General features: G+C 41.3%; 25 protein-coding genes. 13 read left to right on the plus strand and 12 right to left on the minus strand.

Features of this window, described 5'->3' with window-relative positions; all coding sequences use genetic code 11:
* Positions 1-99 precede the first annotated feature (99 nt).
* Positions 100-312 carry a 50S ribosomal protein L31 gene (gene rpmE / locus Q4574_RS03605; protein ID WP_216049138.1) on the plus strand — a complete coding sequence of 71 codons (213 nt, stop codon included), beginning with the start codon at positions 100-102 and terminating at the stop codon, positions 310-312.
* Between the two features lie 76 nt (positions 313-388).
* Here rpmE and Q4574_RS03610 read toward each other — a convergent pair whose 3' ends face one another.
* On the minus strand, positions 389-1,504 hold the full coding sequence (locus tag Q4574_RS03610; protein WP_303471587.1) for a hypothetical protein: 1,116 nt from the start codon (positions 1,502-1,504) through the stop codon (positions 389-391).
* A gap of 414 nt (positions 1,505-1,918) precedes the next feature.
* On the opposite strand from Q4574_RS03610, the gene Q4574_RS03615 reads away from it, so the two are divergent.
* On the plus strand, positions 1,919-3,163 hold the full coding sequence (locus tag Q4574_RS03615) for a malic enzyme-like NAD(P)-binding protein (protein ID WP_303471589.1): 1,245 nt from the start codon (positions 1,919-1,921) through the stop codon (positions 3,161-3,163).
* 179 nt (positions 3,164-3,342) lie between these two features.
* Here Q4574_RS03615 and Q4574_RS03620 read toward each other — a convergent pair whose 3' ends face one another.
* Both Q4574_RS03620 and metJ read right to left on the minus strand, forming a co-directional pair.
* Complete coding sequence (locus Q4574_RS03620; RefSeq protein WP_303471591.1) at positions 3,343-4,518, minus strand: hydroxymethylglutaryl-CoA reductase; 1,176 nt, start codon at positions 4,516-4,518, stop codon at positions 3,343-3,345.
* A gap of 254 nt (positions 4,519-4,772) precedes the next feature.
* Entirely contained in the window at positions 4,773-5,090 is a 318-nt protein-coding gene (gene metJ / locus Q4574_RS03625) for a met regulon transcriptional regulator MetJ (RefSeq protein WP_303471594.1), read from the minus strand.
* 186 nt (positions 5,091-5,276) lie between these two features.
* On the opposite strand from metJ, the gene metF reads away from it, so the two are divergent.
* Together metF and Q4574_RS03635 are read left to right on the plus strand one after the other, a co-directional pair.
* Complete coding sequence (gene metF, locus Q4574_RS03630; protein WP_303471595.1) at positions 5,277-6,167, plus strand: methylenetetrahydrofolate reductase; 891 nt, start codon at positions 5,277-5,279, stop codon at positions 6,165-6,167.
* Positions 6,168-6,201: 34 nt separating this feature from the next.
* Positions 6,202-7,098, plus strand: coding sequence for a virulence factor BrkB family protein (locus Q4574_RS03635; protein ID WP_303471597.1), 897 nt, complete (start codon positions 6,202-6,204; stop codon positions 7,096-7,098).
* Positions 7,099-7,181: 83 nt separating this feature from the next.
* Here the strand turns inward: Q4574_RS03635 and Q4574_RS03640 are convergent, their stop codons facing one another.
* A complete protein-coding gene (locus tag Q4574_RS03640; RefSeq protein WP_303471600.1) occupies positions 7,182-7,817 on the minus strand; it encodes a DUF2959 domain-containing protein in 636 nt (211 codons plus the stop codon).
* A gap of 1 nt (position 7,818) precedes the next feature.
* Positions 7,819-8,040, minus strand: coding sequence for a hypothetical protein (locus tag Q4574_RS03645; protein WP_303471603.1), 222 nt, complete (start codon positions 8,038-8,040; stop codon positions 7,819-7,821).
* A 105-nt stretch (positions 8,041-8,145) separates the two neighbouring features.
* On the opposite strand from Q4574_RS03645, the gene pip reads away from it, so the two are divergent.
* From pip to Q4574_RS03660, 3 genes are all read left to right on the plus strand, one after another.
* Positions 8,146-9,117 carry a prolyl aminopeptidase gene (gene pip, locus Q4574_RS03650; protein WP_303471606.1) on the plus strand — a complete coding sequence of 324 codons (972 nt, stop codon included), beginning with the start codon at positions 8,146-8,148 and terminating at the stop codon, positions 9,115-9,117.
* Positions 9,114-9,554 (plus strand): D-aminoacyl-tRNA deacylase, encoded by a 441-nt coding sequence (dtd, locus tag Q4574_RS03655; RefSeq protein WP_303471608.1) that lies wholly within the window; start codon positions 9,114-9,116, stop codon positions 9,552-9,554. The genes pip and dtd overlap by 4 nt, the downstream gene beginning before the upstream one ends.
* 146 nt (positions 9,555-9,700) lie before the next feature.
* Complete coding sequence (locus Q4574_RS03660; protein ID WP_303471611.1) at positions 9,701-10,624, plus strand: bifunctional GNAT family N-acetyltransferase/hotdog fold thioesterase; 924 nt, start codon at positions 9,701-9,703, stop codon at positions 10,622-10,624.
* A gap of 77 nt (positions 10,625-10,701) precedes the next feature.
* Here Q4574_RS03660 and rpoH read toward each other — a convergent pair whose 3' ends face one another.
* Positions 10,702-11,556, minus strand: coding sequence for an RNA polymerase sigma factor RpoH (rpoH, locus tag Q4574_RS03665; RefSeq protein ID WP_303471613.1), 855 nt, complete (start codon positions 11,554-11,556; stop codon positions 10,702-10,704).
* 249 nt (positions 11,557-11,805) lie between these two features.
* Here rpoH and Q4574_RS03670 point away from each other — a divergent pair, with 249 nt between their 5' ends.
* Positions 11,806-13,026, plus strand: a complete 1,221-nt coding sequence (locus Q4574_RS03670) for an EAL and HDOD domain-containing protein (RefSeq protein ID WP_303471616.1) — start codon at positions 11,806-11,808, stop codon at positions 13,024-13,026.
* A 58-nt stretch (positions 13,027-13,084) separates the two neighbouring features.
* Positions 13,085-14,323, plus strand: coding sequence for an EAL and HDOD domain-containing protein (locus Q4574_RS03675; protein ID WP_303471619.1), 1,239 nt, complete (start codon positions 13,085-13,087; stop codon positions 14,321-14,323).
* A gap of 59 nt (positions 14,324-14,382) precedes the next feature.
* Here Q4574_RS03675 and ftsX read toward each other — a convergent pair whose 3' ends face one another.
* From ftsX to ftsY, 3 genes are read right to left on the minus strand one after another with little or no spacing between them, the layout of a single operon-like run.
* Positions 14,383-15,363, minus strand: coding sequence for a permease-like cell division protein FtsX (ftsX, locus tag Q4574_RS03680; RefSeq protein ID WP_303471622.1), 981 nt, complete (start codon positions 15,361-15,363; stop codon positions 14,383-14,385).
* Positions 15,363-16,067, minus strand: a complete 705-nt coding sequence (gene ftsE, locus Q4574_RS03685; protein WP_303471624.1) for a cell division ATP-binding protein FtsE — start codon at positions 16,065-16,067, stop codon at positions 15,363-15,365. Before ftsE ends, ftsX begins: the two co-directional genes overlap by 1 nt.
* Before the next feature lie 14 nt (positions 16,068-16,081).
* Positions 16,082-17,353: a signal recognition particle-docking protein FtsY gene (gene ftsY / locus Q4574_RS03690; protein ID WP_303471627.1), complete on the minus strand. Its 1,272-nt coding sequence runs from the start codon at positions 17,351-17,353 to the stop codon at positions 16,082-16,084.
* A 178-nt stretch (positions 17,354-17,531) separates the two neighbouring features.
* On the opposite strand from ftsY, the gene rsmD reads away from it, so the two are divergent.
* On the plus strand, positions 17,532-18,119 hold the full coding sequence (gene rsmD / locus Q4574_RS03695; protein ID WP_303471629.1) for a 16S rRNA (guanine(966)-N(2))-methyltransferase RsmD: 588 nt from the start codon (positions 17,532-17,534) through the stop codon (positions 18,117-18,119).
* On the opposite strand, the gene Q4574_RS03700 is transcribed toward rsmD, so the two are convergent.
* The 3 genes from Q4574_RS03700 to pepB form a co-directional block, all read right to left on the minus strand.
* The gene (locus Q4574_RS03700) at positions 18,106-18,696 is read right to left on the minus strand and encodes a YjaG family protein (protein ID WP_303471631.1); all 591 of its coding nucleotides are present in this window, start codon (positions 18,694-18,696) and stop codon (positions 18,106-18,108) included. The genes rsmD and Q4574_RS03700 overlap by 14 nt on opposite strands.
* Entirely contained in the window at positions 18,693-19,292 is a 600-nt protein-coding gene (locus tag Q4574_RS03705; RefSeq protein ID WP_303471632.1) for a YhgN family NAAT transporter, read from the minus strand. The genes Q4574_RS03700 and Q4574_RS03705 overlap by 4 nt, the downstream gene beginning before the upstream one ends.
* A gap of 333 nt (positions 19,293-19,625) precedes the next feature.
* Positions 19,626-20,918: an aminopeptidase PepB gene (gene pepB / locus Q4574_RS03710; protein WP_303471634.1), complete on the minus strand. Its 1,293-nt coding sequence runs from the start codon at positions 20,916-20,918 to the stop codon at positions 19,626-19,628.
* 91 nt (positions 20,919-21,009) lie between these two features.
* Here pepB and sfsA point away from each other — a divergent pair, with 91 nt between their 5' ends.
* From sfsA to gluQRS, 3 genes are all read left to right on the plus strand, one after another.
* Positions 21,010-21,714 carry a DNA/RNA nuclease SfsA gene (gene sfsA, locus Q4574_RS03715; protein ID WP_303471636.1) on the plus strand — a complete coding sequence of 235 codons (705 nt, stop codon included), beginning with the start codon at positions 21,010-21,012 and terminating at the stop codon, positions 21,712-21,714.
* Positions 21,715-21,940: 226 nt separating this feature from the next.
* Positions 21,941-22,387 (plus strand): RNA polymerase-binding protein DksA, encoded by a 447-nt coding sequence (dksA, locus tag Q4574_RS03720; protein ID WP_303471639.1) that lies wholly within the window; start codon positions 21,941-21,943, stop codon positions 22,385-22,387.
* An 80-nt stretch (positions 22,388-22,467) separates the two neighbouring features.
* Positions 22,468-23,322 (plus strand): tRNA glutamyl-Q(34) synthetase GluQRS, encoded by an 855-nt coding sequence (gene gluQRS, locus Q4574_RS03725; protein ID WP_303471641.1) that lies wholly within the window; start codon positions 22,468-22,470, stop codon positions 23,320-23,322.
* Positions 23,323-23,418: the final 96 nt, after the last annotated feature.

Raw genomic sequence — 23,418 nt, forward strand, 5'->3', positions numbered from 1 at the left:
TGCGCGCCTCTTTGCGGCAAGCCGCTATTTAATTTAATTTGCGTATGGTGTGCAACTTCGGGTTGTATAGCGATACGGCCCAGAAATGAGGTAATCCATATGAAACAAGATATTCATCCAGAATACACTGAAATGACTGCAACTTGCTCTTGTGGCAACAAAATTGTTGTTCGTTCAACCCTTGGAAGAGACATGAACCTAGACGTATGTTCAGCATGTCACCCATTCTACACTGGTAAGCAACGTAACGTTGACACTGGTGGCCGTGTTGATAAGTTCAAGAAACGTTTCGGTGCATTGGGCAAAAAATAAGCCTAACTGCTACGACTTCGAAAAGGCGCTTCAAGCGCCTTTTTTTGTGCCTATTAGGTTTAGTCCAAAGGCAAGGTTATTGGGCAATTACATCATGAATATGTTTGAGTGATGGCAACTTTCTCTCTGATTGATAGAATAAACGATTTAATCGTCCCAACAAATTAATAGAGCGAGTCGGATCTTTCGGCTTGCGGCGATGTGAGCTTGCTGTTTGTAAAAACTCCCAAGGTTTTAAATTCATGCTAGCTATCTGCTCAGAAGTAATTCCCTGAGCATGAATGGCAGATAAAATACGTTCTGTTTTACTCTCTTGTATTGGAATTATCTGTTTGGTGTAAACCTGAGCAAGGGGATCGCCAATTGCTGAAAGTGTATTATTAATAGCCTGCCAGACTGAATCATGCTCAAAGGGATGATTATGGGGTGCATAGTAGCCCATTATTTCCCATTCCAATTCAACATTGCTGATGGCTATTGAGCTTTGCAACTCTTGAGAAAAAGACAAATCTGGTCGGGCACCAATGTTGTACACATCAACAGAAAAACCTAAACAGATCACTAAATCACCAGTGACCTTAGGGTCATGATATAAGGCTTCAAATGCTGCCCGCTTTACCCCCATCCAGCCATGTACCATAGGTGTTTGGGTAGCAAAATCACGCACATCATCAGGTAAATCTTCGCCATACTTTTCAATATATAAAGGAAGTGGATCTTGCTGAAGCTGATCGTCTGGCACCCATATTTCATATTCCTGACGATTATCTCCTTTACCACGACTTTTGATCCCATAGGACAAATTTGTTGGTCGACAAATATTACGATCTTCGCCCACACGGTGAAAATATTCTGAACGGAAACGTTTAATAAAAGGGGCATCTAAGCCCGCAAGAGCAGCGGTGGGATAACGAAAGCCTAAATCGCTTTTTGCCACTAAAGAGAGACCAGGTAATACCTTGGTCAGAACCGATTTAACCCCCTTTAGAATGGCCAAATTAGGCAAAACGATGCTACGTTCAGGCTCGATACATTGCCGTTGCCCATCAGAACTCATAAATTTAGGCGTTTTATGATAATCATATTCAGCAAAACCAAGTTCAGCAGCATGGGCATTTCTAATCAGCGCTAAATCGGTGAATAACGCATCATGGTTTTTTATGTGTTTGATTAACGGTCGGTTATCAGTCATAGGCTAAGGAAAATTAGATTAGTATTATGTTGCGTATGGTAATCACGTTATAAAGGGATATGGGTTCTAACACAAGTGAAAGATTTGAAGTATGACCTAATGAAACGATATATAAACAACTCAAACTTTTATAGCATAAAAGGATAGAATATGAGTCTGAATGTGCTTAGTTGCAAACTCATACCAGAAATCATGAATAGTATTCATAATCTCATCTGATATGTGCTTTGGTTTGAGCTATGCTACATTCCATTAACAGGTGAAAGCCGCTTTGCCATATCTTTAAAGATATACAACAGCGTTAAAATTAAAATAATAAGCTGATACCAATTAATTACCCTTAACCAAACATGCCACTAATGACTGATATAACAATAAGTGGATGTACCCTACAAAGTAAGGACCTAGACAGTTATGTCTGATTTTCGACAAAAAGCATTGGATTATCATTCCAAACCTATTCCGGGAAAAATTAGCGTAGAACTAACTAAACCAGCGGAAAGTGTTACAGATTTAGCATTGGCTTATAGCCCAGGTGTGGCTGAGCCGGTTAGAGAGATTGCCGCAGATCCAAGCGCAGCGTATTTATATACCGGCAAAGGTAATACTGTGGCAGTTATCACCAACGGCACTGCCATTTTAGGCTTAGGTAACTTAGGGCCGCTTGCATCCAAACCTGTAATGGAAGGCAAAGCATTATTGTTTAAGCGCTTCGCCGGTTTAGATTCAATCGATATTGAAGTCACTCACCGTACAACCGAAGAGTTCATCAATACAGTGGCAAATATCGCAGATACCTTTGGTGGCATTAATTTAGAAGATATTAAAGCTCCTGAGTGTTTTGAAATTGAACAAGAATTAATAAAACGTTGCTCAGTACCCGTGTTTCATGATGACCAACATGGTACAGCCATAGTCACGGCCGCAGGAATGCTAAATGCCTTAGAGATCCAGGGAAAAAATATCGGTGACGTCAATATTGTGTGCATGGGAGCGGGCGCTGCAGCTGTTGCCTGTATGGAATTATTGATTAAATGTGGTGCGCAACGTGAACGCATATATATGCTCGACACTAAAGGCGTTATTCATACCCGCCGTGACGACTTAACTCCCCATAAATTAATGTTCGCTAACAATACTGATAAACGTACTTTAGAAGATGTCATGGAAGGAGCAGATGTATTTGTGGGTGTATCAGGACCTGATGTTTTGCCTGCTGAAGCCCTTAAATTAATGGCGGACAATCCGGTCATTTTTGCTTGTTCAAACCCTGATCCGGAAATAAAGCCCGAATTAGCCCACCAAACTCGTAATGATATCATTATAGCAACGGGTCGTTCTGATTATCCCAATCAGGTTAATAACGTTCTGTGTTTTCCATTTATCTTCCGTGGCGCATTAGACGTTAGAGCCTCTAGCATAAATGATGAAATGAAGATTGCTGCCGTTAATGCCATTCGCAGTATTGCCAAAGAGCCCGTTCCACAACAAGTGCTCGATGCCAGTGACATAGACAGTTTAGAGTTTGGTCGTCAATACATCATTCCTAAACCTATGGATCCTCGCCTGTGTAAACGAGTGGCAACAGCGGTTGCACAAGCTGCAATCGATTCAGGAGTTGCAGCAATTACAGAGATTCCGGAAAACTATTTGGCTTGATGTTAGCCACAAAGGAAAGGCGCAATGCGCCTTCTTTTTTAGCTCATATAAGTGCGATTAGTTGCTTATGCGCCAATGTGCAAAAGCAACTATTGCGAATGCTAAAACATAACACTTGAATGGGCTTAGAATATCAGTGCACCCCAAGGGAATATGAGGTGCCTGATTTTAAGGTTTAATTAGTCTCTATTGCGACCAAACTTATCGTGGCTACTCACCCAATGACCGCCAATCACTGCACAGGCAAGGGAAATATCCCCAGCTAACACTGTTGCAGCAACTATCTCAGCAAGTTTATTGGCTTTACCTGTGCCGTAACAGCCCATTAATTCCAAACACTCTTTTTGCGTAGGCAACCCCGTACCGCCGCCGTAAGTTGCGACAATTAACGAAGGTAAAGTCACTGACAGGTAGAAGTCACCATTTTCTAGCAACTCATGAGAAAGTAAACCTGCGTGGGACTCCACCACATTAGCTTCATCTTGACCTGTAGCAATAAATAACGACGCGATCCCATTCGCTGAATGTGGACCATTATAGGCAGCACCCGCCATCAACGCACCAGTATTAGCCAGCACAGTAGCGCGAGCCAACATTTTAGTGTCTACCTTCATGATTTTTTTGAGTACGTCTTTTTTCAACACGATCTCGGCAATAACTCGTTTACCACGAGAATGCAGCATATTCAGATGAGAGTGCTTTTTATCCGTATCCATATTGCCTGACAACAGATATTCACATTTTTCAGGATAGTTCGCGACAATCCACTCGCAGGCAGCCAGAGTGGCCTTACCCACCATATTTTGACCCGCAGCATCTCCGGTGGTGTAGTTGAAACGTAGATAACGTGTTTTCGAAACAGACCACTGCATAATGTGTTCAAGCTTACCAATACTAGTGGTTGTTTCTGCGGCAGCTTTAATTGCTAGAAAATGTTCATCAACCCACTTGCCAAACTCTCGAGCTTCTCTGGCGTTTGCGAAGATAAACGCAGGGGCGCGTTGCATGAATTGTTCTACTACTGTGGTGTTAACCCCACCACACTCGTTAATCACCCGCATACCTCGGCTGTAACTAGCAACTAGCGTCCCTTCTGTGGTAGCTAGGGGTACATGAAATAATCCATTCGCATACTCACCATTTACTTGAACGGGTCCGGCAATGCCTACAGGCATCTGTACTACACCGATGAAATTTTCGATATTACCTGGGAGCGCTTCAGGGTCGATAGAAAAATGCCCTGTGTGTGGCAGTTCCGTGCCAGTTTGCTCAGTAAGGTATTCACGACGTTTTTGGGCCCACTCGAGACTATGATCATTCATTGTATTGCGCGGGATACGTGGTGTTTTTACCATGTTGGCTTGTCCTCAATTGGCGATATTTATATGACTATCTATTCATTTCGTTGATTTATAACTAAAACAACTCATGTCCTGTATCTAAATGCCTTGATGCAATCTACTTGCCAAGGCAAGATTAATACACAAAGATGAATAAATCATGAAATTCACTCGAATCTTGACTATTTTTGCACCAATATTGGGATTTTACAATTGAGTATTGACGCAAATAAAACATAGTTTACTAACTGAACCAATTATTCCTTGCTTTAGTCATCCACTTCTTTGACTTCTAACCCCATGGCTTCCATTAACTCTCTGGCTTCTTTTGGAATACGATTAGGGTTATCTTTGCGCAAATCGTCGTCATCTGGAAGCGGTTGCCCTGTAAAAGCGTGCAAAAACGCCTCACACAACAATTCCGAATTGGTTGCGTGTCTTAAGTTATTAACCTGTCGACGTGTTCGCTCATCCGTAAGGACTTTTAATACCTTCAACGGAATTGACACTGTCACTTTTTTTACGAGTTCACTTTTTTTACCGTGTTCAGCGTAGGGATGTATGTATTTTCCGTTCCATTTTGCCATACTGTTGCTCTTTTATCTTTCTTATAAGAGGAAAGTCTAACCTCAAGTCTATTAGATGTCTAAACATCTTGACGGCTTATCATTCTCAGTTTAGTTTAGACGTCTAAACGGCTAATATTAGTTTTCACTGAAAAGTACTGACTAATTGAATCGATATTATTATTTTTTTACCTATTGGAGTACAGCATGGTCTCTTACGCACAAGGTATTGAGTCACTCAATCAGTCGCTGTCTGAATTACGTGATATCAATGTTTCTTTTGAATTTTTTCCGCCTAAAACGGAACAAATGGAACAAACACTTTGGAAATCGGTAGAGCGCCTTGCGCCTTTAAAACCAGCCTACATGTCTGTGACCTATGGGGCCAACAGTGGCGAGAGAGATCGCACCCATGACGTGGTTAAACGAATTCAAAATGAAACAGGTATTGCAGCGGTTCCACATTTAACCTGCGTAGATGCGGGTAAAGAGGAATTAATCCAAATTGCGAAAGATTACTGGCAGTCAGGCATAAGACGAATCGTAGCGCTAAGGGGCGATTTACCGGCAGGTACTGAAAAAACTGAGATGTACGCTGCAGATTTAGTCAGCTTATTAAAAGATGTCGCCGATTTTGATATCTCTGTTGCGGCATACCCGGAAAAACACCCAGAAGCCCCTAATGCGCAATTTGATTTGCTCAATTTAAAGCGTAAAGCGGAAGCTGGCGCGACCCAAGCGATCAGTCAATTCTTCTTCGACGCAGAGGTATTTCTGCGTTTTAGAGACCGTGCTGCCGCAGCGGGAATCGACCTAGACATTGTGCCAGGCATCTTACCGGTGACAAACTATCAAACACTGAAGCGATTCGCTGGGTTCACTAATGTACACGTGCCTAGCTGGTTACATAAAATGTATGATGGGTTGGAGCAAGACGATCAAACAACGCGAAACCTGCTAGGCGCAAGTATCGCAATGGATACGGTTAAAGTATTGGCCAAGGAAGGAATTCGTGATTTCCACTTCTACACTCTCAATAGAAGTGAGTTAAGCTACGCCATTTGTCATTTATTAGGTGTTCGAGCACAAAACGGATAAACTAGTGCGGTGATAAGTTAACGACGAGAGTGGCATGACGGAGCAAAAGGGGTTTGCACAATTAAAAGCATTCTTAGGGCACGTTTACATAATAGTGCGCAATGTGCTCTACCACTGCCAAAAAGACAATATCGGTGTATCCGCAGGCCACCTGGCTTATGTGTCTTTACTTTCGTTGGTGCCCTTTATTGTCGTATTTTTTAGTATTCTATCTGCTTTTCCTGCATTTTCAGAAGTGCGAGCTCACTTAGAAGAGTTTGTTTTTAATAACTTCATTCCTACATCAGGTGACGTTTTACAGAAACATATGACGGAGTTCGTCGATAACGCCTCTAAAATGGGGGCGTTGAGCATCGCGTTTCTGGTGGTGGTAGCGTTAACCCTCATTTCTAATGTCGATAAAACCCTCAATAGAATTTGGCAAGCTAAAAGTGAGCGCCCAGCCATTTACACCTTTGCTATATACTGGATGGTACTGACTTTGGCTCCTTTGTTAATAGGTGTCAGTGTTCTGGTCAGTTCGTATTTGGTTGGTTTGGCAAATTACGCCGATGAATATACCCCTGGTTTTAGTACGCTGTTGTTAAAAGTCGTTCCTTTTATCACCTCGGTAGTGGCCTTTTTTATCCTGTATATGGTGGTGCCCAACAAACAAATCAGTTACAAACATGCGTTGTCCGGAGCAGTATTGGCCGCCGGCTTGTTTGAGTTATCTAAAAAAATGTTTTCCATGTACGTCGAAAACTTTCCTTCATACCAAGTGATCTATGGTGCGATTGCAGTTATTCCCATACTCTTCGTTTGGGTATATTTAAGTTGGATATTGGTGTTAGTGGGCGCTGAATTCACCCGCGCACTTGAGCGAGTGATGCCAGAAGAAGATACAGGCGAAGAACGTAATTTAATGCCGACTGACGAAAATTCTGAATAGACTATCTAAGTGAGAAAGTAAAATTCAGGGATAAACAACAGTGTTTAGTCAGCATAATTAAAAAGGGGCAACAGCCCCTTCTATTATGATTGAATGCTGCTGATAAAGGTATTGCTTTGGGAAATAGCGGAATTCATTTCTTGAATCAATACATCAATATCTTTTTTGATAAGATTAAACTCACCTTGTAAAGCCCCAACAGCGTTGGCATTAAGGTTATGTTTCAAGTAAAGAACGTTATCTTGCAACGCTGAAAGCACAGGTGGCATTTTTGATTCAGCTTTGCGCATCGCAGTAATCAAGGTTTTATAACGTCGCTGTGTTTCTCTTAATTGTCTTTCACTGTCACGTTTTAACTTAGCATTGGAATACTTTTCAAGTTCTTCAGCCCACTCGTCAAATAACGCTTCAGCAACGCTCTCAACCTTGTCAATACGGTTGGTCACGTTATCCGCAGCATCTTTGCTTGCTTCATATTGACTGCTGAGGTCTTCATAAACGTCTTGTAATTCACCACCGTCATAATTAATTAATTGACTGAATTCATCCAAGGCGGATGCAAATTGCTCTTGTGCATCTTCTTGAGAATCTTTTGCGTCTTCGACACGATCAACTAAGATATCGCGTTTCTCAACACCAAGTTTTTCCCAAGCTGCATAATATGCACTTTGGCAACCAAAGAGCACTAGACTAAAAAATATGATGATTAGTTTGTTCATCTTATGGGCCTTTGTATTTAGCAGCATCAATGATAGCCCAAATATAAGCTATCCCCGCTATGACTCCTGGAACGACTAAGAACCACAAGGCCGCGCCACCAAAAAATACTATGGCGAAAATAAGCGCCGCCAAAATTCTGCCCTGCACCAGTTGTCCTAATCCAGGAAAAAAGATATTACAAATTGCAGCAATCACATTACCGCCAGATCCTTGTCCCGCCATTTTTGCCTCCAAAATCGCGTTATTGTTAAATAGAAAACTTATATTTTATCAATTAAGTGCTAAATTAAAGCAAATGGATTCAATAAACAAACAAAAGCGGAATTTATGAGCCATATATATCCACCTATAAAAACCTATCATAGCGAAATGTTAGACGTAGGAGATGGGCATCAAATTTACCTTGAACAATCTGGTAACCCTGAGGGCTTGCCGGTTTTGTACCTTCATGGTGGACCAGGTGCAGGTCTATCAGCAATGTATCGAAGTTTTTTTAATCCCGAAATTTACCGAATCATTGGCTTTGACCAGCGAGGTTGTGGTCAGTCATTGCCCTTTGCAAAACTCGAAAACAATACCACAAAGCACCTGCTCGAAGACATTGAACTTATTCGTCAACATTTAGCTATCAAAAAGTGGATGCTTTGCGGTGGCTCTTGGGGCACTACTTTAGCTTTACTTAGTGCCATCGCTAAACCAGAGACAGTGACTGCAATTATTTTACGAGGCGTTTTTTTAGGGCGAAAGCAAGATTTCGAATGGTTCATTGAAGCAAATGGCGGTGCCGCCCAACTCTTCCCCGATTATTACACCGAATTCCTAGAGTTGGTGAAGAACGGCCCCAAAAACATGTCGATAACCGACCGCTTCTACCAGATTTTCTTGCATGGAGATGAACTCAGCCGCGTGCATGCTGCAAAATCTTGGTGTATGTGGGAAGAACGTATATCAGTGTTAAATAGCTCCATAAAGGAACACGATTTTCATCAAAACTTGAGTCGCGCTGCCAGTTTAGCGCTGCTGGAATGTCATTATATTAAAAATAACTGCTTCATATCGGAAAACCAAATTTTACAGAATATTCATAAAATCGATGCCATTCCAGGTACCATAATCCATGGGCGTTTTGATATCGTATGTAAGATGGAGAACGCATATACTTTGAGTAAAACTTGGCGTGAAGGCCAGTTGCTAGTTGTACCTGAAGCCGGACACAGTGCATCTGACCCAAGAATAAGCGATGCAATTTGTCACGCAACCGATAGAATGGCTAAATTTTTGAAAGAGAAACAATCTTGATAGCACTAATTCAACGGGTAACCCAAGCCCATGTAGAAATTGACAATAATATTGTTGGCCAAATAGACAAGGGCATGATGTTGTTGTTAGGAGTCGAAAAGTCAGACAGCGAAGAAACAGTTAAAAAGCTTGCCAATAAGCTGATGAAATTAAGAATATTTAGTGATGCTGAGGGTAAAATGAACCTTAATATTCAGCAATTTGGCGGAGCCATGCTAATCGTTTCACAATTTACCTTAGTGGCTGATACTAGCAAAGGCAATAGGCCTGGTTTTTCCGATGCGGCTCCTCCAGAACAGGGGAAACATTTGTATCAACAATTTGTTGAATATTGCCAACAACAAGGTGTTGAATGCCAGACAGGCCAGTTCGGTGCCGACATGAAAGTATCGCTTACAAACGATGGCCCCGTTACATTTCATCTTCAAATAAATTAACCTATCTATTGTGCGTCGTCTGCGATTGCGTTTTAATGATGAACATTTTTCGCGGGCTAATATCTGTATCAAGTGAAGAGTTGACTGCGTCATTGGTTAAAATATCTGGCTTGAACTGACCTGTAATAAAAGAGACGACTTATTGTATGTATAGAATAGAAACACCTAAAACGGAGCAACAACTTGAAGAGTATTTCCATTTCCGCTGGGAAATGTTGAGAGAGCCGTGGAATCATCCATTAGGTTCGGAGAAAGATGAATACGAACAAGTAGGTGAGCATCGAATGGTGGTTGATGGAAACGGTAAAGTCGTTGCCGTAGGCCGAGTTCATTTGAACATGTCTGAAGAGGCCCAAATCAGACACATTGCCGTTGCAAAAGAATGCCAAGGCAAAGGATTAGGCAAGTTGATCTATTCTGCTTTAGAGGAAGTGGCGCGTCAGCAAGGTGCAAAGCGCTTAGTAACCAACAGCCGTCGTATTTCCATTGAGTTCTTCGAAGCGTGTGGATTTGTGGTTGAAAAAGAAGCGCCAACTGAAATGGGAAAACTAAAACGTTCTCAAATGATCAAAAAGCTGTCCGATGTAAACCAGGTCATGTTGCACCCCAAGTGGTGCCAAGAGCTTCAGAACACCTGGCATGAAACTATTCCAATTAGTGAGCAAATGGGAATACAGCTTTATCAATATAGCGGCAAAACCCTAGAGGTTCGTGCTTCGTTAAATAAAAACATTAATTTGCATGGCACTATGTTCGCCGGCAGTATTTTCTCGTTAGCCACATTAACGGGCTGGGGCATGATCCACTTAAAACTCAAAGAAAAAGCACTAGATGGAGAAATAGTGTTGGGAGACGGCGATATTCATTACCACAAACCCATTACCATGCAACCTAGAGCTTTATGCAATATTGAGTCCCTAGAAGGTAAACTCGATTTGCTAGAAAGAAAGAAAAAAGCCGCCGTGAAACTACAGGTAGATATATTAGATGGTGAATCACCGGTAGCTGAATTTAAAGGGGTCTTCTGGATATTGCCGAGTAAAAACACTGAATTAGAACAAAAAGACTGAGGAAATAAGCAGACACAAAAAAGCGCGAATAATTCGCGCTTTTAAAAACGGCATTCAACCAAAATTGAACTCGTTAATTATGCTGCCATTGCAGACTGCAACTTTTTCATTGCATTCTTTTCAATCTGACGCACACGTTCCGCAGAGACTTCGTATTTATCAGCCAAATCTTGAAGTGTTAGTTTGTCATCTGACAACCAACGAGTTTGAATGATATGTTGACTACGTTCGTCTAAGGTTTTAATTGCCGAATGCAGACGTTTAGAAGCATTAGTATCCCAATCGGAGTTAATCACTTCATTTTCTACGTCAGTGGTTTTGTCTTCTAAAAATTGAACAGGAGCAAAACTGCCACTTTCATCATCATCAGCAGACAAATCGAAGGCTTGGTCTTGGCTACTCATGCGAGCTTCCATTTGCAGTACTTCTTTGGTACTTACACCTAGCTCTTCAGCTACTTTCTGCACTTCAGCATGGGTAAACCAACCCAAACGTTTTTTGTTTTTACGCAGGTTAAAAAACAATTTACGCTGTGCTTTAGTCGTTGCAACTTTAACAATACGCCAATTTTTCAGTACGAATTCGTGAATTTCTGCTTTTATCCAATGTACAGCAAAAGAAACTAATCTCACACCCACAGTTGGGTCGAAACGTTTTACTGCCTTCATCAGACCAATGTTACCTTCTTGAATAAGGTCAGCTTGGGGTAATCCATAGCCAGAGTAAGATTTAGCAATGTGTACAACAAAACGTAAATGAGACATCACCAGCTTACGCGCCGCTTCAATGTCTTCATCTCGTTGCAACCGTTCTGCTAGCTGTCGCTCTTCTTCCACAGTGAGCATCTCAATGCTGCTAACAGCTTGAATATAAGATTCAATGCTACCACTGTGAGGAACGCTTAATGCCATAGCTTGCATATTTGTGCTCATGTTCACCTCGTTATTCGTTACAGCCCAGTATTCTATCAACACATACGGGCAAAGCCAATTATCTATTACGTATATAGACCGTAAAAGGTCAAAAATAATTCACTTAAACTGAAAAAATTTGTCTATATCACAGACATCCAAGTTATATGGGGACGAAGAATCATATTTAAAGGTTTAATTTTAAATTAAAATAGATCAATATACTCGTCTAAAATTCGATCAAGATGAACAAGTATTAGGCAAGGATAAATGTTTTCATACATTGCACGACAAGCTATTTTTGACAAACAGTTGCATGTATTTGCTTATGAGTTACTTTTCCGTGATGGTGAAGATAACGCGATCCCTGATATTGAATCTAATGAAAAAACGGCAAAAATAATTGCAAATAGTCATTTCTCCCTAGGGATCGAAGAAATCACTGATGGTAAAGGGGCCTTTATCAATTTTCAAACGGATACCTTACTCTACCGATTCCCCACCATGCTAGAGCCACACACTGTAATCGTTGAGTTAGCGAGTAATACAGAGGTATCAAAAACATTAATAGAAGCCTGTAGACACATTAAGGGTTTAGGCTATAGGTTCGCCATTAGCGAATATGATTTTGACGCCAAATGGGACCCCTTACTGGCCATAATTAACTTCATTAAAATAGATGTAACCAACACTGATTTAACATTAGTTGAAAATAATAAATCACGTTTTGATCAAGGAAAAATCAAGCTAGTCGCAACCGAAGTTGAAAGTCAGACGTTGTTTACACGCTGTTCGGAACTGGGGTTCGATTTTTATCAAGGGTACTTTTTCGCTAAACCTGAAACCCACAGACAAAAAAACATACCGAGTGCTAAGCTTAATTTACTCGATTTAATGCGTGAAAGCGCTAACCAAGAATTCGACTTCGATAAAATACGTCAGATAGTTGAAAAAGACGTTGCCCTTTCCTTCATGCTATTGCGCTTCATAAACAACCCAATTATGAATAAACGGAATAAAATTAACTCCTTAAGTCATGCATTGAATTACATGGGTGAAGTAGAAATCAAGAAGTTTATCGCTTTGGTCGCTATCGCAAATTTGAGTGATGAAAAGCCAACCGAATTAATTCGGTTATCTTTGGCGCGTGCTAAGTTATGTGAACTTATTTCTTTGGCTAAACAAAATGCTGACAATCCGCCCAAAGGTTATCTGGTCGGTCTATTTTCGCTGTTAGATGCGCTGTTAGATCAGGATATGTCAAAATTACTTAGAAAATTACCACTAAGCGACGACTTAAACGATGCGCTAAATGGGGTAAATGGACAACTTAGAGATTATTTAGTGGTTGCTCGCGCATTTGAATATGGTGATTGGAAAGGTGTCAGTCATCATTCAACTAAACTTGAACTTGATCAAGACATGTTGCATAGTTTTTACAATGAGTCGATAAAATGGGCATCCGCTTTAGCGAGCTCAATTCGTCAATGATCAGATGATCAGAAATAACAAATTAGATTTTGTATCAATGGAATAATAGGGGCTTTAGATGTTCGCTTTTGTGGCTCGGCAACCAATTTTAGACAGGGATAAAGAAGTATTTGCCTATGAATTGTTCTTCAGGGACGGCAAAAATAACTGTTTTCCTGACAAACTTGTTGATCCCTCTCAACCTCAACCACAAAATCAATCAAATTTAAAATTAGCCTTAGACGATATTTCCTGTCAGAAAACGTCTTTTATCAATTTTACCAATGAAACTATTTTAAAGGGTCTACCAAATAGCCTGGATCCCAACACCGTGGTGGTGGAAGTATCAGAAGCGAGCGATGGCGAAGATTCCATCATTGAAGCCTGTCAAAATATCCGCAACATGGGCTTTCAAATAGCCCTAAATGAACCAAAATTAACCACTAGTAGCGAGTTATTGAGCTTAGTTGATATTGTTAAAATTGACACTTTCCAACACGCCTTTCCTAATATCGCGAAACAAATGCCGCGGTTTTCCCATGCCAACGTGAAAATGGTTGCAGATAATGTAGATACACTTCAAAACTTTATATCATTCAATGATTTAGGATTTGATTATTTTCAAGGTTATTTCTTTTCGAAGCCGCTTAATATTAACCAAGCCCCTTTGCCTGTAAACAAATTGTCACTGGTCGAATTAATCGGCGAAACGGCCAATGAAAGTTTTGGTATTGATCGCATAAATGAAATTATTGAAAGAGATGTGGGGTTGTCATACATGTTGTTGAGATTCATCAACAACCCAATGATTAATAAACGTTTTAAAATCACGTCTTTGAAACATGCTTTAAACTACATGGGTGAAGTAGAGATTAAAAAATTCATCGCGTTGCTGGCATTAGCAAATCTTGCTGATGATAAGCCGATGGAGTTACTGCATATGTCTCTGGTGCGAGCCAAGTTCTGTGATTTAATTGCAAAGCACCGCAAAGTTGGAGATAACCCACCCACTGGATTCATGGCTGGATTATTTTCCTTATTAGACGCTTTGTTAGATCAAGACATGCAGGAACTCGTCACGAAAATGCCCATTGTAGATGAAGTGAAATTTGCATTGTGCGGCGGAAAAAACGATTTTTACCTGTACATTTTATTGGCCAGAGCATTCGAAAGTGCGACATGGATGAAAGTCAGAAAAATCTCTGAAGTACTGGAAATTGAGCAAAAATACTTACATCACATGTTCAATCAAGCCGTTTTATGGGGCAATACTATTCGCCAGTCCATCTCTCCCCATTATCCCAAAGCAATCGCTTAGATAGTATAGAGCCATAATAGCTTTAACTATGTGACTAAGGGCCGAAAAAACCGCTAAACCTATTTTGGTTCGATACTTCTGACATGTTTTTGGACGGAAATCATTGAACCAGCTAAACCTAAAAAGATCGATACACCAAGCATAACGAGCAGAGAAGTCAGGTCTAAGCCAGTCAGGTCGAAATTCTTGTCATACTGGGCAGTCAATGCATCAATGCTTCCTCCCATCCACCAAAGCAAGAGAATGACTGCAAACCAAGCCATTAACCCTCCCAATAAGCCATACCACATTCCTGTGTACATAAATGGGCGGTGAATGAAGCCATCGGTAGCACCTACCAGTTTCATGACCAAGATTTCATCCCGTCGACTTAGAATATTGAGACGAATGGTGTTGCCTATAATTAACACCACCGCAAGGAATAGCAGAAGGGCAACTGCGTAGATAAGTTCTTTAGCAATAGATAAAAAACCATGTAAGCGCTCCAACCATTTAATGTCGAGCTTACCCACCTCTACATGGCGTTCTCGATTCAGTTTGTCTAGTAACTGTTTTGCCGCCAATGGCGATGTATTTTGCGAAGTAGGATTAACTAAAATAACATCAGGCAATGGATTTTCATCCAAATAGTTTAAAGCTTCACCCAAGCCACTTTGTTGCTGAAACTCAATCAACCCTTGGTCTGCTGGAATATAAGTCACAGAATCTATTTCTGACCATAGACCAAGCCGTGTAACCAATTGATTGGCATCTTTAGATTGCGTTCCTTTACGCAGAAATAGTGTTATTTCAGAAGCCTGTTGCCAATTTTCAGCAATCGACTCTGCATTTTTAACTAAAATATAAAAGGTACTAGGCAATGTGATACTTAAACCAAGCACACCTACTGTCATCAGTGATGCTAAAGGGGCTCGCCATAATTCACCTAAACTACCCAATGCTTGTCTAACGTGACTGACAAAAAACATGTTAATACGTTGCAGCATGCCAATTTTTGACGAATAAGCCCCCTGAGGTCGACCTTTAAACAGAATACTCATTAAAAATCGTACTCCTTAGTCTCTTCATTGTCCCATTCTTCACTCAAACCATCGGTGATCATTTGCCCTTGTTTCAAAGTTAAGGAACGATATTTCATTCTAGCTATTAAGCCTAAATCATGGGTCGCAATAAAAACGGACACCCCAGCTTGATTAAAATCTTCGAACAAACGAATGATTTCCATGGATAACTTAGGATCTAAATTACCTGTAGGCTCATCAGCCAACAACAATGGTGGTTTATTCACTACCGCTCTGGCAATCCCAACACGTTGTTGTTCTCCCCCTGAGAGCATCAATGGGAAGCTTCTAATTTTGTCACGCAAGCCTACCATTTCCAGGGCGGCATGCACTCGTTTGGTTGTTTCTTTGTGGGAATAACCTTCAATGACAAGGGGCAATGCAACATTATCAAAGACCGTTTTATCCAGCAGTAATTGATGACTTTGAAAGATCATTCCGATGTCTCGACGAATGTAGGCAATTTGTCGCCGATGTATGGTATTTAGATCATGGCCATTGATAAGTACTCGTCCCACAGTTGGGCGTTCCATGATGCTAATGAGTTTCAACAGAGTACTTTTACCCGCACCTGAATGGCCGGTCAAGAATGCCATTTCACCCGGCTCAACATGAAAGCTAACTTTACGTAAAGCTTGCTGTCCGCCCGGATAGGTTTTACTTACCTGTTCAAACTTGATCACGATATTACCTACACTTAACTTTCGTTATCTTGAAATAGCGCTTCTACAAACTGTTGACTTTCAAATGGACGAAGATCATCAATTCCTTCACCCACCCCAATATAACGAATAGGTACGTCAAACTTGTCGGCGAGTGCGAATATGACGCCACCTTTAGCGGTGCCATCTAACTTCGTCAACGTAATCCCACTTAGTCCTACTGCTTCATGGAATAGTTTAGTTTGGCTAATCGCATTTTGTCCGGTTCCCGCATCGATAGTAAGCATAATTTCATGGGGTGCTTGGGGATTGATCTTTTTCATCACCCGCACCACTTTTTTGAGCTCTTCCATCAAATGATCTTTATTCTGTAGTCGACCAGCAGTATCAGCAATCAAAATATCCATATTTTTGGCTTTAGCTGATTGCAACGCATCAAAAATGACCGAAGCACTGTCTGAGCCAGTTTGTTGTGCAACGACAGGAATATTATTACGTTCACCCCAAACTTGAAGTTGCTCAACGGCTGCGGCTCGGAAGGTATCTCCAGCGGCCAACATCACTTTTTTACCTTGTTGTTGGAATTGCTTTGCTAGTTTGCCAATGGTTGTGGTTTTACCCACCCCGTTAACACCCACCATAAGAATCACAAAAGGTCCGTCCGTCCCATCAATATCAAGTGGCTCACTGGCTTGTCCTAAGATATCCGACATTTGCTGTTTCAAAAGTTGATATAAGGCTTCGCCATCTTTGAGTTGTGAACGATTGGCACTTTCCGTCAATTCGTTAATAATTTTAGTGGTTGTATCCATACCTAAATCGGCAACTAACAGCTGAGTTTCAAGCTCTTCGAATAAGTCGTCATCAATGGTTTTGCCTTTAAACAAACTAACAAAACCACTGCCTAAATTTTGCTTAGTTCGTGATAGCCCACGTTTTAGCTTGCTGAAGAAGCCCTCTGGCTCTGGCTCTGGCTCTGGCTCTGGCTCTGGCTCTGGCTCTGGCTCTGGCTCTGGCTCTGGCTCTACAGCAGTTTGTAGCGGTGGGGGCAAATCGTCAACGGGTTTAGACGACTTAATGTTGTCATTGTCGACACGATTAGGAGTCTCAATTTCCCCCTCCGCAGCAGTGCTTGAAGTCTCATTAGATACGGTTTCTTTAATCAGCTCTTCTGGCGTTTCCGACACGGAGGATTCTTGCGTCTCAACGTCTTTCTCATTGATATCCTGCAGCGCCTCATCTTGTTCGACGGACGGTGTTGATTTTTCATCTTTATCTTTATTGAACCAGCGGAAAAATTTAGACATGCTTAAGTTAATTCTCTTGATAATGTGAGTCTGCGAAATTGTCTTTCTAAGCAACAAAAACCGACTTATATATAGTTTCTTGATAGCGACCTGACTTTTCACAAAGTGTGCATGCAGAAAAGTGCTTAAAGGTATACACTATCGTCCAATTTTGACAATCATAGCATTTCTTGGATTCATGAAGCGAGGCGTAAAAAAGCAAAATGCCATCACTGGCTCAATCAGGGTGATAAGTGGCAAGTGGCGAGGCAGAAAGTTAGCTGTTTTAGAGGCACAAGGTTTGCGTCCTACAACGGATCGGATGAAAGAAACCTTATTCAACTGGTTAATGCCCTACGTGCATGAAAGTCGTTGTTTAGATATGTTTGCAGGCAGCGGTAGCCTTGGCTTTGAAGCCCTTTCAAGACATGCCACTAGTGCAACCTTTATCGAATTAGATAAAATGGCTGCGAAGGTGATTAGCAGCAACCTTGAAAGGTTACAGGTATCCGAACAACAGACTCAGGTTATTCAGGGTAATAGTCTTGAGGTATGTAATCGCTTATCTGACAATTTCGATCTGATTTTTATCGATCCGCCCTTTAATGCTGGATTAGTCCCCAAGGCAATCGATGCCATTAGCATAAATAATTTGGCGACTACCGACAGCATTATTTACATCGAGTGTGAAACTCAAAACCAAGGATACTCAGTTCCAGAAAATTGGCAGTGTATCAAAGAAAAATCTACCCAAAGTGTGTCGAGTAAACTCTTTAAAGTGAATTAATTTCTAAACCAATATTTGACACACCTTCGCTTGTTGCCATTTCCCTAAGTAGTTTCACGCTCTTCGCCCCTTCAGGCAAGTCGCTGATTTGCTCTAATAATTCATTCTGAAATGCCACTTCCCACTGCATTAGAGGATGCTCTTTTATTTCTTGAGAGCTCAATGATTGCTCAGATACTAGTTCAACAAAAGCTTCTACACTGCCTTGGGATAACTTCGATACTATGACAGCACCTTGAGGTTCATCATTGGTGATTAAAGAGATAATAGCCGCCAATGAAATGGCCGCATCAATAGCGGGATACACCCCAAAGCTATCGTGTTCCGCGGCATCAGGGGTCACATTCTCAATTTTTTCTAACTGTAAAGTGAAGTTGATTTTTGAGCCAGTGCGAGACAGCCACTGCCATATCGCTTCCATAGACTTATGGAATTGCCCTTCATCGTCGAACTCTGCCGTTTCACAAAACAATTGAAAGTTTGGCTTCATCCGCTCAGCTAGTGTTGCTGCGTAAGCAACTGCATGCCAGCCAGTTAACTCTCGAACTTTTTGAAATGTATTTAATTTAGCGCTCAATTCGTCACTCCAATTGAAAAGTAATTACCGACGCCATCGAGAAACATTTGTATCGACAACATAATAAGTATCATGCCCATTAAACGCTCTATGGCAATCAAGCCTCGTTCTCCAAGAATCTTAAAAAACACACCGGAAAACAATAAAATACTTGCCGACACAGCCCAAGCTGAAAAAAGCGCTAACGACCAATCAAACATTCTTAAGGGGTCCTGATTAGCCAGTAATATTAAAGCAGCCAACAGTGAGGGACCGGCTATCATCGGGATAGCTAATGGAACAATAAAAGGTTCTTGCTCACCAACATCGTCGTCGTGGCTACCTTTGTTCGGAAAAATCATGCGAATTGCAATCAAAAATAAAATGATACCGCCAGCAATACTCACGGCTTGTTGTTTCACATTTAAGAAATCGAGTACAGCCTGCCCACTGAATAAAAAGATGAACATAATTAGCAATGATAAAATCAATTCTCGTGCTAATACTTTGCGACGTCGCTTGGGTTCTATCGATTTCAGGATGGACATAAATATAGGTAAATTTCCTAACGGATCCATGATAAGAAACAACATTACCGCAGCAGACCAAATATCCATTATACCTCCAAAAATCTCAAATTCGCGGCATTGTAAACCTATTTAGAGTTTATCCATAATCGAATATAAAACTATTGTAACTCCTTTGCCTAGTTAGCCTCTAATTCTGGAAAATTGCAAACAGCCAATCCCTTCAACAGACTCCCAAAGGCAATCCCGCCCACTTTGTATTACTTTTGTAAATTTGAACAATGGATTGAAGTATCCATTTACAGCAGAATTGAGAACAAAACCTTAATGGCAGGATTAATAACATCTAACCCTAGATTCAGAATTGAATGGTAAAGCGGTTCAGCATAGTAGTGAACCGCTAGCAAGAGTAGAAATTGTCTTTTATGCCTCTAATAGAGCTTGCGCAATACCCCTGATGCCGATACCACTGCCACCAGCGGGCATGTGACTGGTACCGCTACCATTATATGCAGCGGCTAAATCAACATGTATCCATCCTTTACCTTGGTTACCCACGAAACGAGATAGGAAACCTGCTGCATTTGACGCGCCGCCTGCACCTCCTCCTTTTTGTGCCCGACTGTTTGCTGTATCGGCGAACGGCGAAGGACATTTATCCTGATGCCAGAGTTCTAAGGGAAGCGGCCAAACTGGCTCATTTTGTTTTTCGGATTGGATAATAAATTGTTGTAGGGCAGGTTTATCTAGTGAAAAAACCGCATTGTAGTCACCACCGGTAGCTGCAACAGCTGCGCCAGTAAGAGTAGCCGCATCAATAATTAAAGGAGCATTGGTTTCACTAGCCGCCATTAAGCCATCGGCCAATACCAATCGCCCTTCTGCATCGGTATTCACAATTTCAACTGTCACGCCGTTTTTATAAGTTAAAATGTCGCCGAGTTTGTATGCATGACCACTGACTAGGTTCTCAGCACAACACAAGAATAATTTAACTCGCTTGTTCAAACCTTGCATGATGGCAAGTCCCAGAGCACCTGTAACGGTCGCTGCGCCGCCCATATCGCACTTCATACTCAACATGCCTTCGCTACTTTTCATGCTGTAACCGCCACTATCAAAGGTGATACCTTTACCTACAAGGGCTGCAGCCACTTCAGCATTTTCGTCTTCAGATGGGTTGTAGTCTACTTCTAACAATACCGGGGGACGTTCACTGCCCCTGCCAACGTTATAAATTCCTACCCAGCCAGCATCTGCTAGTTCTTCACCTACACAATATTTAACAGATACATGATCACCAGCCAGCTCAGTTAACCAGTCAACACTGCGTTTTGCCAACTCTTGCGGTGACAGTTGCTCTGGGGTTTCATTAATTAGGTCACGGGTGAAGCATAAAGCGGCATAACGTTGCTCTAAACTTTTCTTATCAGCACTGTCTAGCCAGGTAATTTTCCCTGCGTTTCGCGCTCGACGATAACTAGAAGCTAACGACCATTGTTGTTCTTCGCTCCACTCCCCACTAAAGGTGATACCTGCCAAATTCATCCCATCCAACTTACGGCCTACCACTGCGATTTTGGATAATTGCGTATCGATAGCATCGTCAGTGCTCAAGTGAATTGTCGCCTTACCAGCATCAAAACTCACAAGGGCATTCTCCCCCCATTGTGCAGGTGCTGTTTGATAACTGAGTTCGACTAAAAGATGTGACATACTGGTTTCCTTTTTCTTTGGCATCCGATACAGATTTCACTTAGTATCAGAGAAGTTTGCGCAGTCTAAAGCGCATGGTATGAGAGGTAATATGCTGTTCCCTAATCCACTTATCAAGGGCAAACTAATAAAACGCTACAAACGGTTCTTAGCCGATGTAGAACTTTCAGATGGTTCAATCGTCACGGCTCATTGTCCAAATACAGGTGCAATGACAGGTTGCGGCGACCCTGGTTTTGAAGTGTGGCTAAGTCCAGCTAACAATCCTAAGCGAAAACTTGCCTATACCTGGGAGCTAAGCAAGAACCAGCAAGGTGATTGGATTGGCGTGAATACCCAAAATGCGAATAAGTTGGTAGCGGAAGCTTTTGCCCTCTCCAAAATAGAAGAATTAGCTCAGTACCAAGACTATAAAGCAGAGGTAAAATATGGAGAAGAAAATAGCAGAATAGATTTTATGTTAACCTCCGATAATCTGCCCGATTGTTATGTTGAAGTAAAATCCGTTACCTTACTAAGGGATGGGCAGGGATATTTCCCTGATGCAAAAACCCAACGCGGTAGTAAACATTTACGCGAATTAAGTGGAATTGCAAAAGCCGGAAAACATGCGGTTTTATTATTTTGCAGTCAACATACCGGGATTAAAAATATCCGCATTGCTGAGGATATAGATCCAGAATATTCGGCGACTTTACAAGCAGCAATTGATGCGGGGGTACAAATTATCGCCTATGGCTGTAAAATGTCTGAACAAAAAGTGCAATTAAATCAAAAACTAAGTTTCAATCTGTAAAAAAAAGGTTGATTTTTTATTTAAGGAGTCTATGTTTGCGAGTCGTAAAAAACGGCACATCGTTTTTTATTCAATAAAATTGGTATCTACTAAGCCAATTTTACCGCTTTTAAAGCGTAACAGTTACATATATTCGACCGAGCCTAATTTGCTAGGATAATAGCAATCTGCTATATATCCTCATTCGCTAAACAACGTTTGTGTCGTAGTGTAGGAGAATTGGCACATGCCATCTGGAAAAGAAAAAAGTTTAGGATTAATAGCACTAGCTGGTCTAACTCCTTATCAGGAAAAAGACGGCGAAGAGTATATGAACGATGCTCAACTCGAGCATTTCCGTAAAATATTGTCAGCATGGCGCTCTCAACTTCGTGAGGAAGTAGATCGTACTGTTCACCATATGCAGGATGAAGCGGCTAATTTCCCAGATCCAGTAGATCGTGCTGCTCAAGAAGAAGAGTTCAGCTTAGAGCTTCGTACTCGTGACCGTGAACGCAAGTTAATTAAGAAGATTGAAAAAACCTTAAAACGAATCGAAGAAGACGATTTTGGTTTTTGCGATACATGCGGCATTGAGATTGGTGTAAGGCGTTTAGAAGCTCGCCCCACCGCTGATTTATGTATTGATTGTAAAACCCTAGCTGAAATTAAAGAAAAACAGCTGCAAGGTTAATTTTTTTAAGATAATTCAAAAGCCGCTAACTTGCGGCTTTTGTCGTTTCTAGGGCGTTAACTTTAAGTTGCTGATTATTTATGAACCAAACTAGTTATGTCGGCAGGTTTGCACCAAGTCCTTCTGGGCCTCTGCATATGGGTTCACTCGTCACGGCCCTTGGCAGTTTTTTACAAGCCAAAGTAAATAATGGCAAGTGGCTACTGCGTATTGACGATATTGATCCGCCTAGAATTCAAGCTGGCGCGATTGAAAATATTCAGGCCACGTTAATTGCCCATGGCTTGTTATGGGATAGCGACGCTATTTTTCAAAGCCAAAATAAGCTGAATTACGACACTATATTAAGCCAACTCCATAGCCAAAATTTGCTTTACCCATGTGAATGTACTCGTGGACAAATTAAGGCTAAAGGTGAATTCTATACTGGCACCTGCAGAGACAAAGCCCAGGTCAAGCCACCTTTTTCCTTACGTATAAAAAATCAATTTGAAATTTCCCAGATTAACGACCGCCGGTTAGGGACACTCAAAGTCAATAACCAAGCAACCCAAGAAGATTTTATTGTGAAGCGCAAGGACGGTTTGTATGCATACCATCTCGCATCAGTGGCGGATGATATTCAGATGGGTATTACTGAAATTGTTAGGGGGGAGGATTTAATTACTGCAACGGCATGTCAATGGGCGTTATTTAAGACCTTAGGTAAGCCTGTACCAGGATGTTTGCATTTACCCTTAGTGACGTTTTCAGATGGGCGTAAATTTAGTAAACAAAACCATGCGCCGAGTTTAGATTTAGACAGGCCCGCGAAAAACCTTACTGAGGCTTTGGCTTATCTTAATTTAACCTTACCGAAGGCGCTTCAAAGCAATCAACAGGTAGACAAAATTCTGGCTTGGGCTACCCAAGCTTGGGCTGATTCACTTTCCTGAACTAGATAATAATCATAGTCGTAATTTCGTTGCTACGTCATAATTATGTTGGTATCGCTATTACGAAACGGCCCTTAAACTGAAAAGAACGTTTCA

The organism is Aliiglaciecola sp. 3_MG-2023 (assembly GCF_030548205.1).
In the GTDB taxonomy this organism is placed as follows: Bacteria; Pseudomonadota; Gammaproteobacteria; order Enterobacterales; family Alteromonadaceae; genus Aliiglaciecola.

Coding starts and splice junctions, on each gene's coding strand:
- dksA (WP_303471639.1), top strand. CDS start 21,941: ATGCCATCTGGAAAAGAAAAAAGTTTAGGATTAATAGCACTAGCTGGT.
- Q4574_RS03675 (WP_303471619.1), top strand. CDS start 13,085: ATGTTCGCTTTTGTGGCTCGGCAACCAATTTTAGACAGGGATAAAGAA.
- sfsA (WP_303471636.1), top strand. CDS start 21,010: ATGCTGTTCCCTAATCCACTTATCAAGGGCAAACTAATAAAACGCTAC.
- ftsY (WP_303471627.1), bottom strand. CDS start 17,353: ATGTCTAAATTTTTCCGCTGGTTCAATAAAGATAAAGATGAAAAATCA.
- Q4574_RS03610 (WP_303471587.1), bottom strand. CDS start 1,504: ATGACTGATAACCGACCGTTAATCAAACACATAAAAAACCATGATGCG.
- pepB (WP_303471634.1), bottom strand. CDS start 20,918: ATGTCACATCTTTTAGTCGAACTCAGTTATCAAACAGCACCTGCACAA.
- Q4574_RS03660 (WP_303471611.1), top strand. CDS start 9,701: ATGTATAGAATAGAAACACCTAAAACGGAGCAACAACTTGAAGAGTAT.
- rpoH (WP_303471613.1), bottom strand. CDS start 11,556: ATGAGCACAAATATGCAAGCTATGGCATTAAGCGTTCCTCACAGTGGT.
- Q4574_RS03670 (WP_303471616.1), top strand. CDS start 11,806: ATGTTTTCATACATTGCACGACAAGCTATTTTTGACAAACAGTTGCAT.
- pip (WP_303471606.1), top strand. CDS start 8,146: ATGAGCCATATATATCCACCTATAAAAACCTATCATAGCGAAATGTTA.
- Q4574_RS03635 (WP_303471597.1), top strand. CDS start 6,202: ATGACGGAGCAAAAGGGGTTTGCACAATTAAAAGCATTCTTAGGGCAC.
- rpmE (WP_216049138.1), top strand. CDS start 100: ATGAAACAAGATATTCATCCAGAATACACTGAAATGACTGCAACTTGC.
- Q4574_RS03645 (WP_303471603.1), bottom strand. CDS start 8,040: ATGGCGGGACAAGGATCTGGCGGTAATGTGATTGCTGCAATTTGTAAT.
- Q4574_RS03620 (WP_303471591.1), bottom strand. CDS start 4,518: ATGGTAAAAACACCACGTATCCCGCGCAATACAATGAATGATCATAGT.
- Q4574_RS03615 (WP_303471589.1), top strand. CDS start 1,919: ATGTCTGATTTTCGACAAAAAGCATTGGATTATCATTCCAAACCTATT.
- metF (WP_303471595.1), top strand. CDS start 5,277: ATGGTCTCTTACGCACAAGGTATTGAGTCACTCAATCAGTCGCTGTCT.
- gluQRS (WP_303471641.1), top strand. CDS start 22,468: ATGAACCAAACTAGTTATGTCGGCAGGTTTGCACCAAGTCCTTCTGGG.
- Q4574_RS03640 (WP_303471600.1), bottom strand. CDS start 7,817: ATGAACAAACTAATCATCATATTTTTTAGTCTAGTGCTCTTTGGTTGC.
- rsmD (WP_303471629.1), top strand. CDS start 17,532: ATGAAGCGAGGCGTAAAAAAGCAAAATGCCATCACTGGCTCAATCAGG.
- Q4574_RS03705 (WP_303471632.1), bottom strand. CDS start 19,292: ATGGATATTTGGTCTGCTGCGGTAATGTTGTTTCTTATCATGGATCCG.
- ftsX (WP_303471622.1), bottom strand. CDS start 15,363: ATGAGTATTCTGTTTAAAGGTCGACCTCAGGGGGCTTATTCGTCAAAA.
- metJ (WP_303471594.1), bottom strand. CDS start 5,090: ATGGCAAAATGGAACGGAAAATACATACATCCCTACGCTGAACACGGT.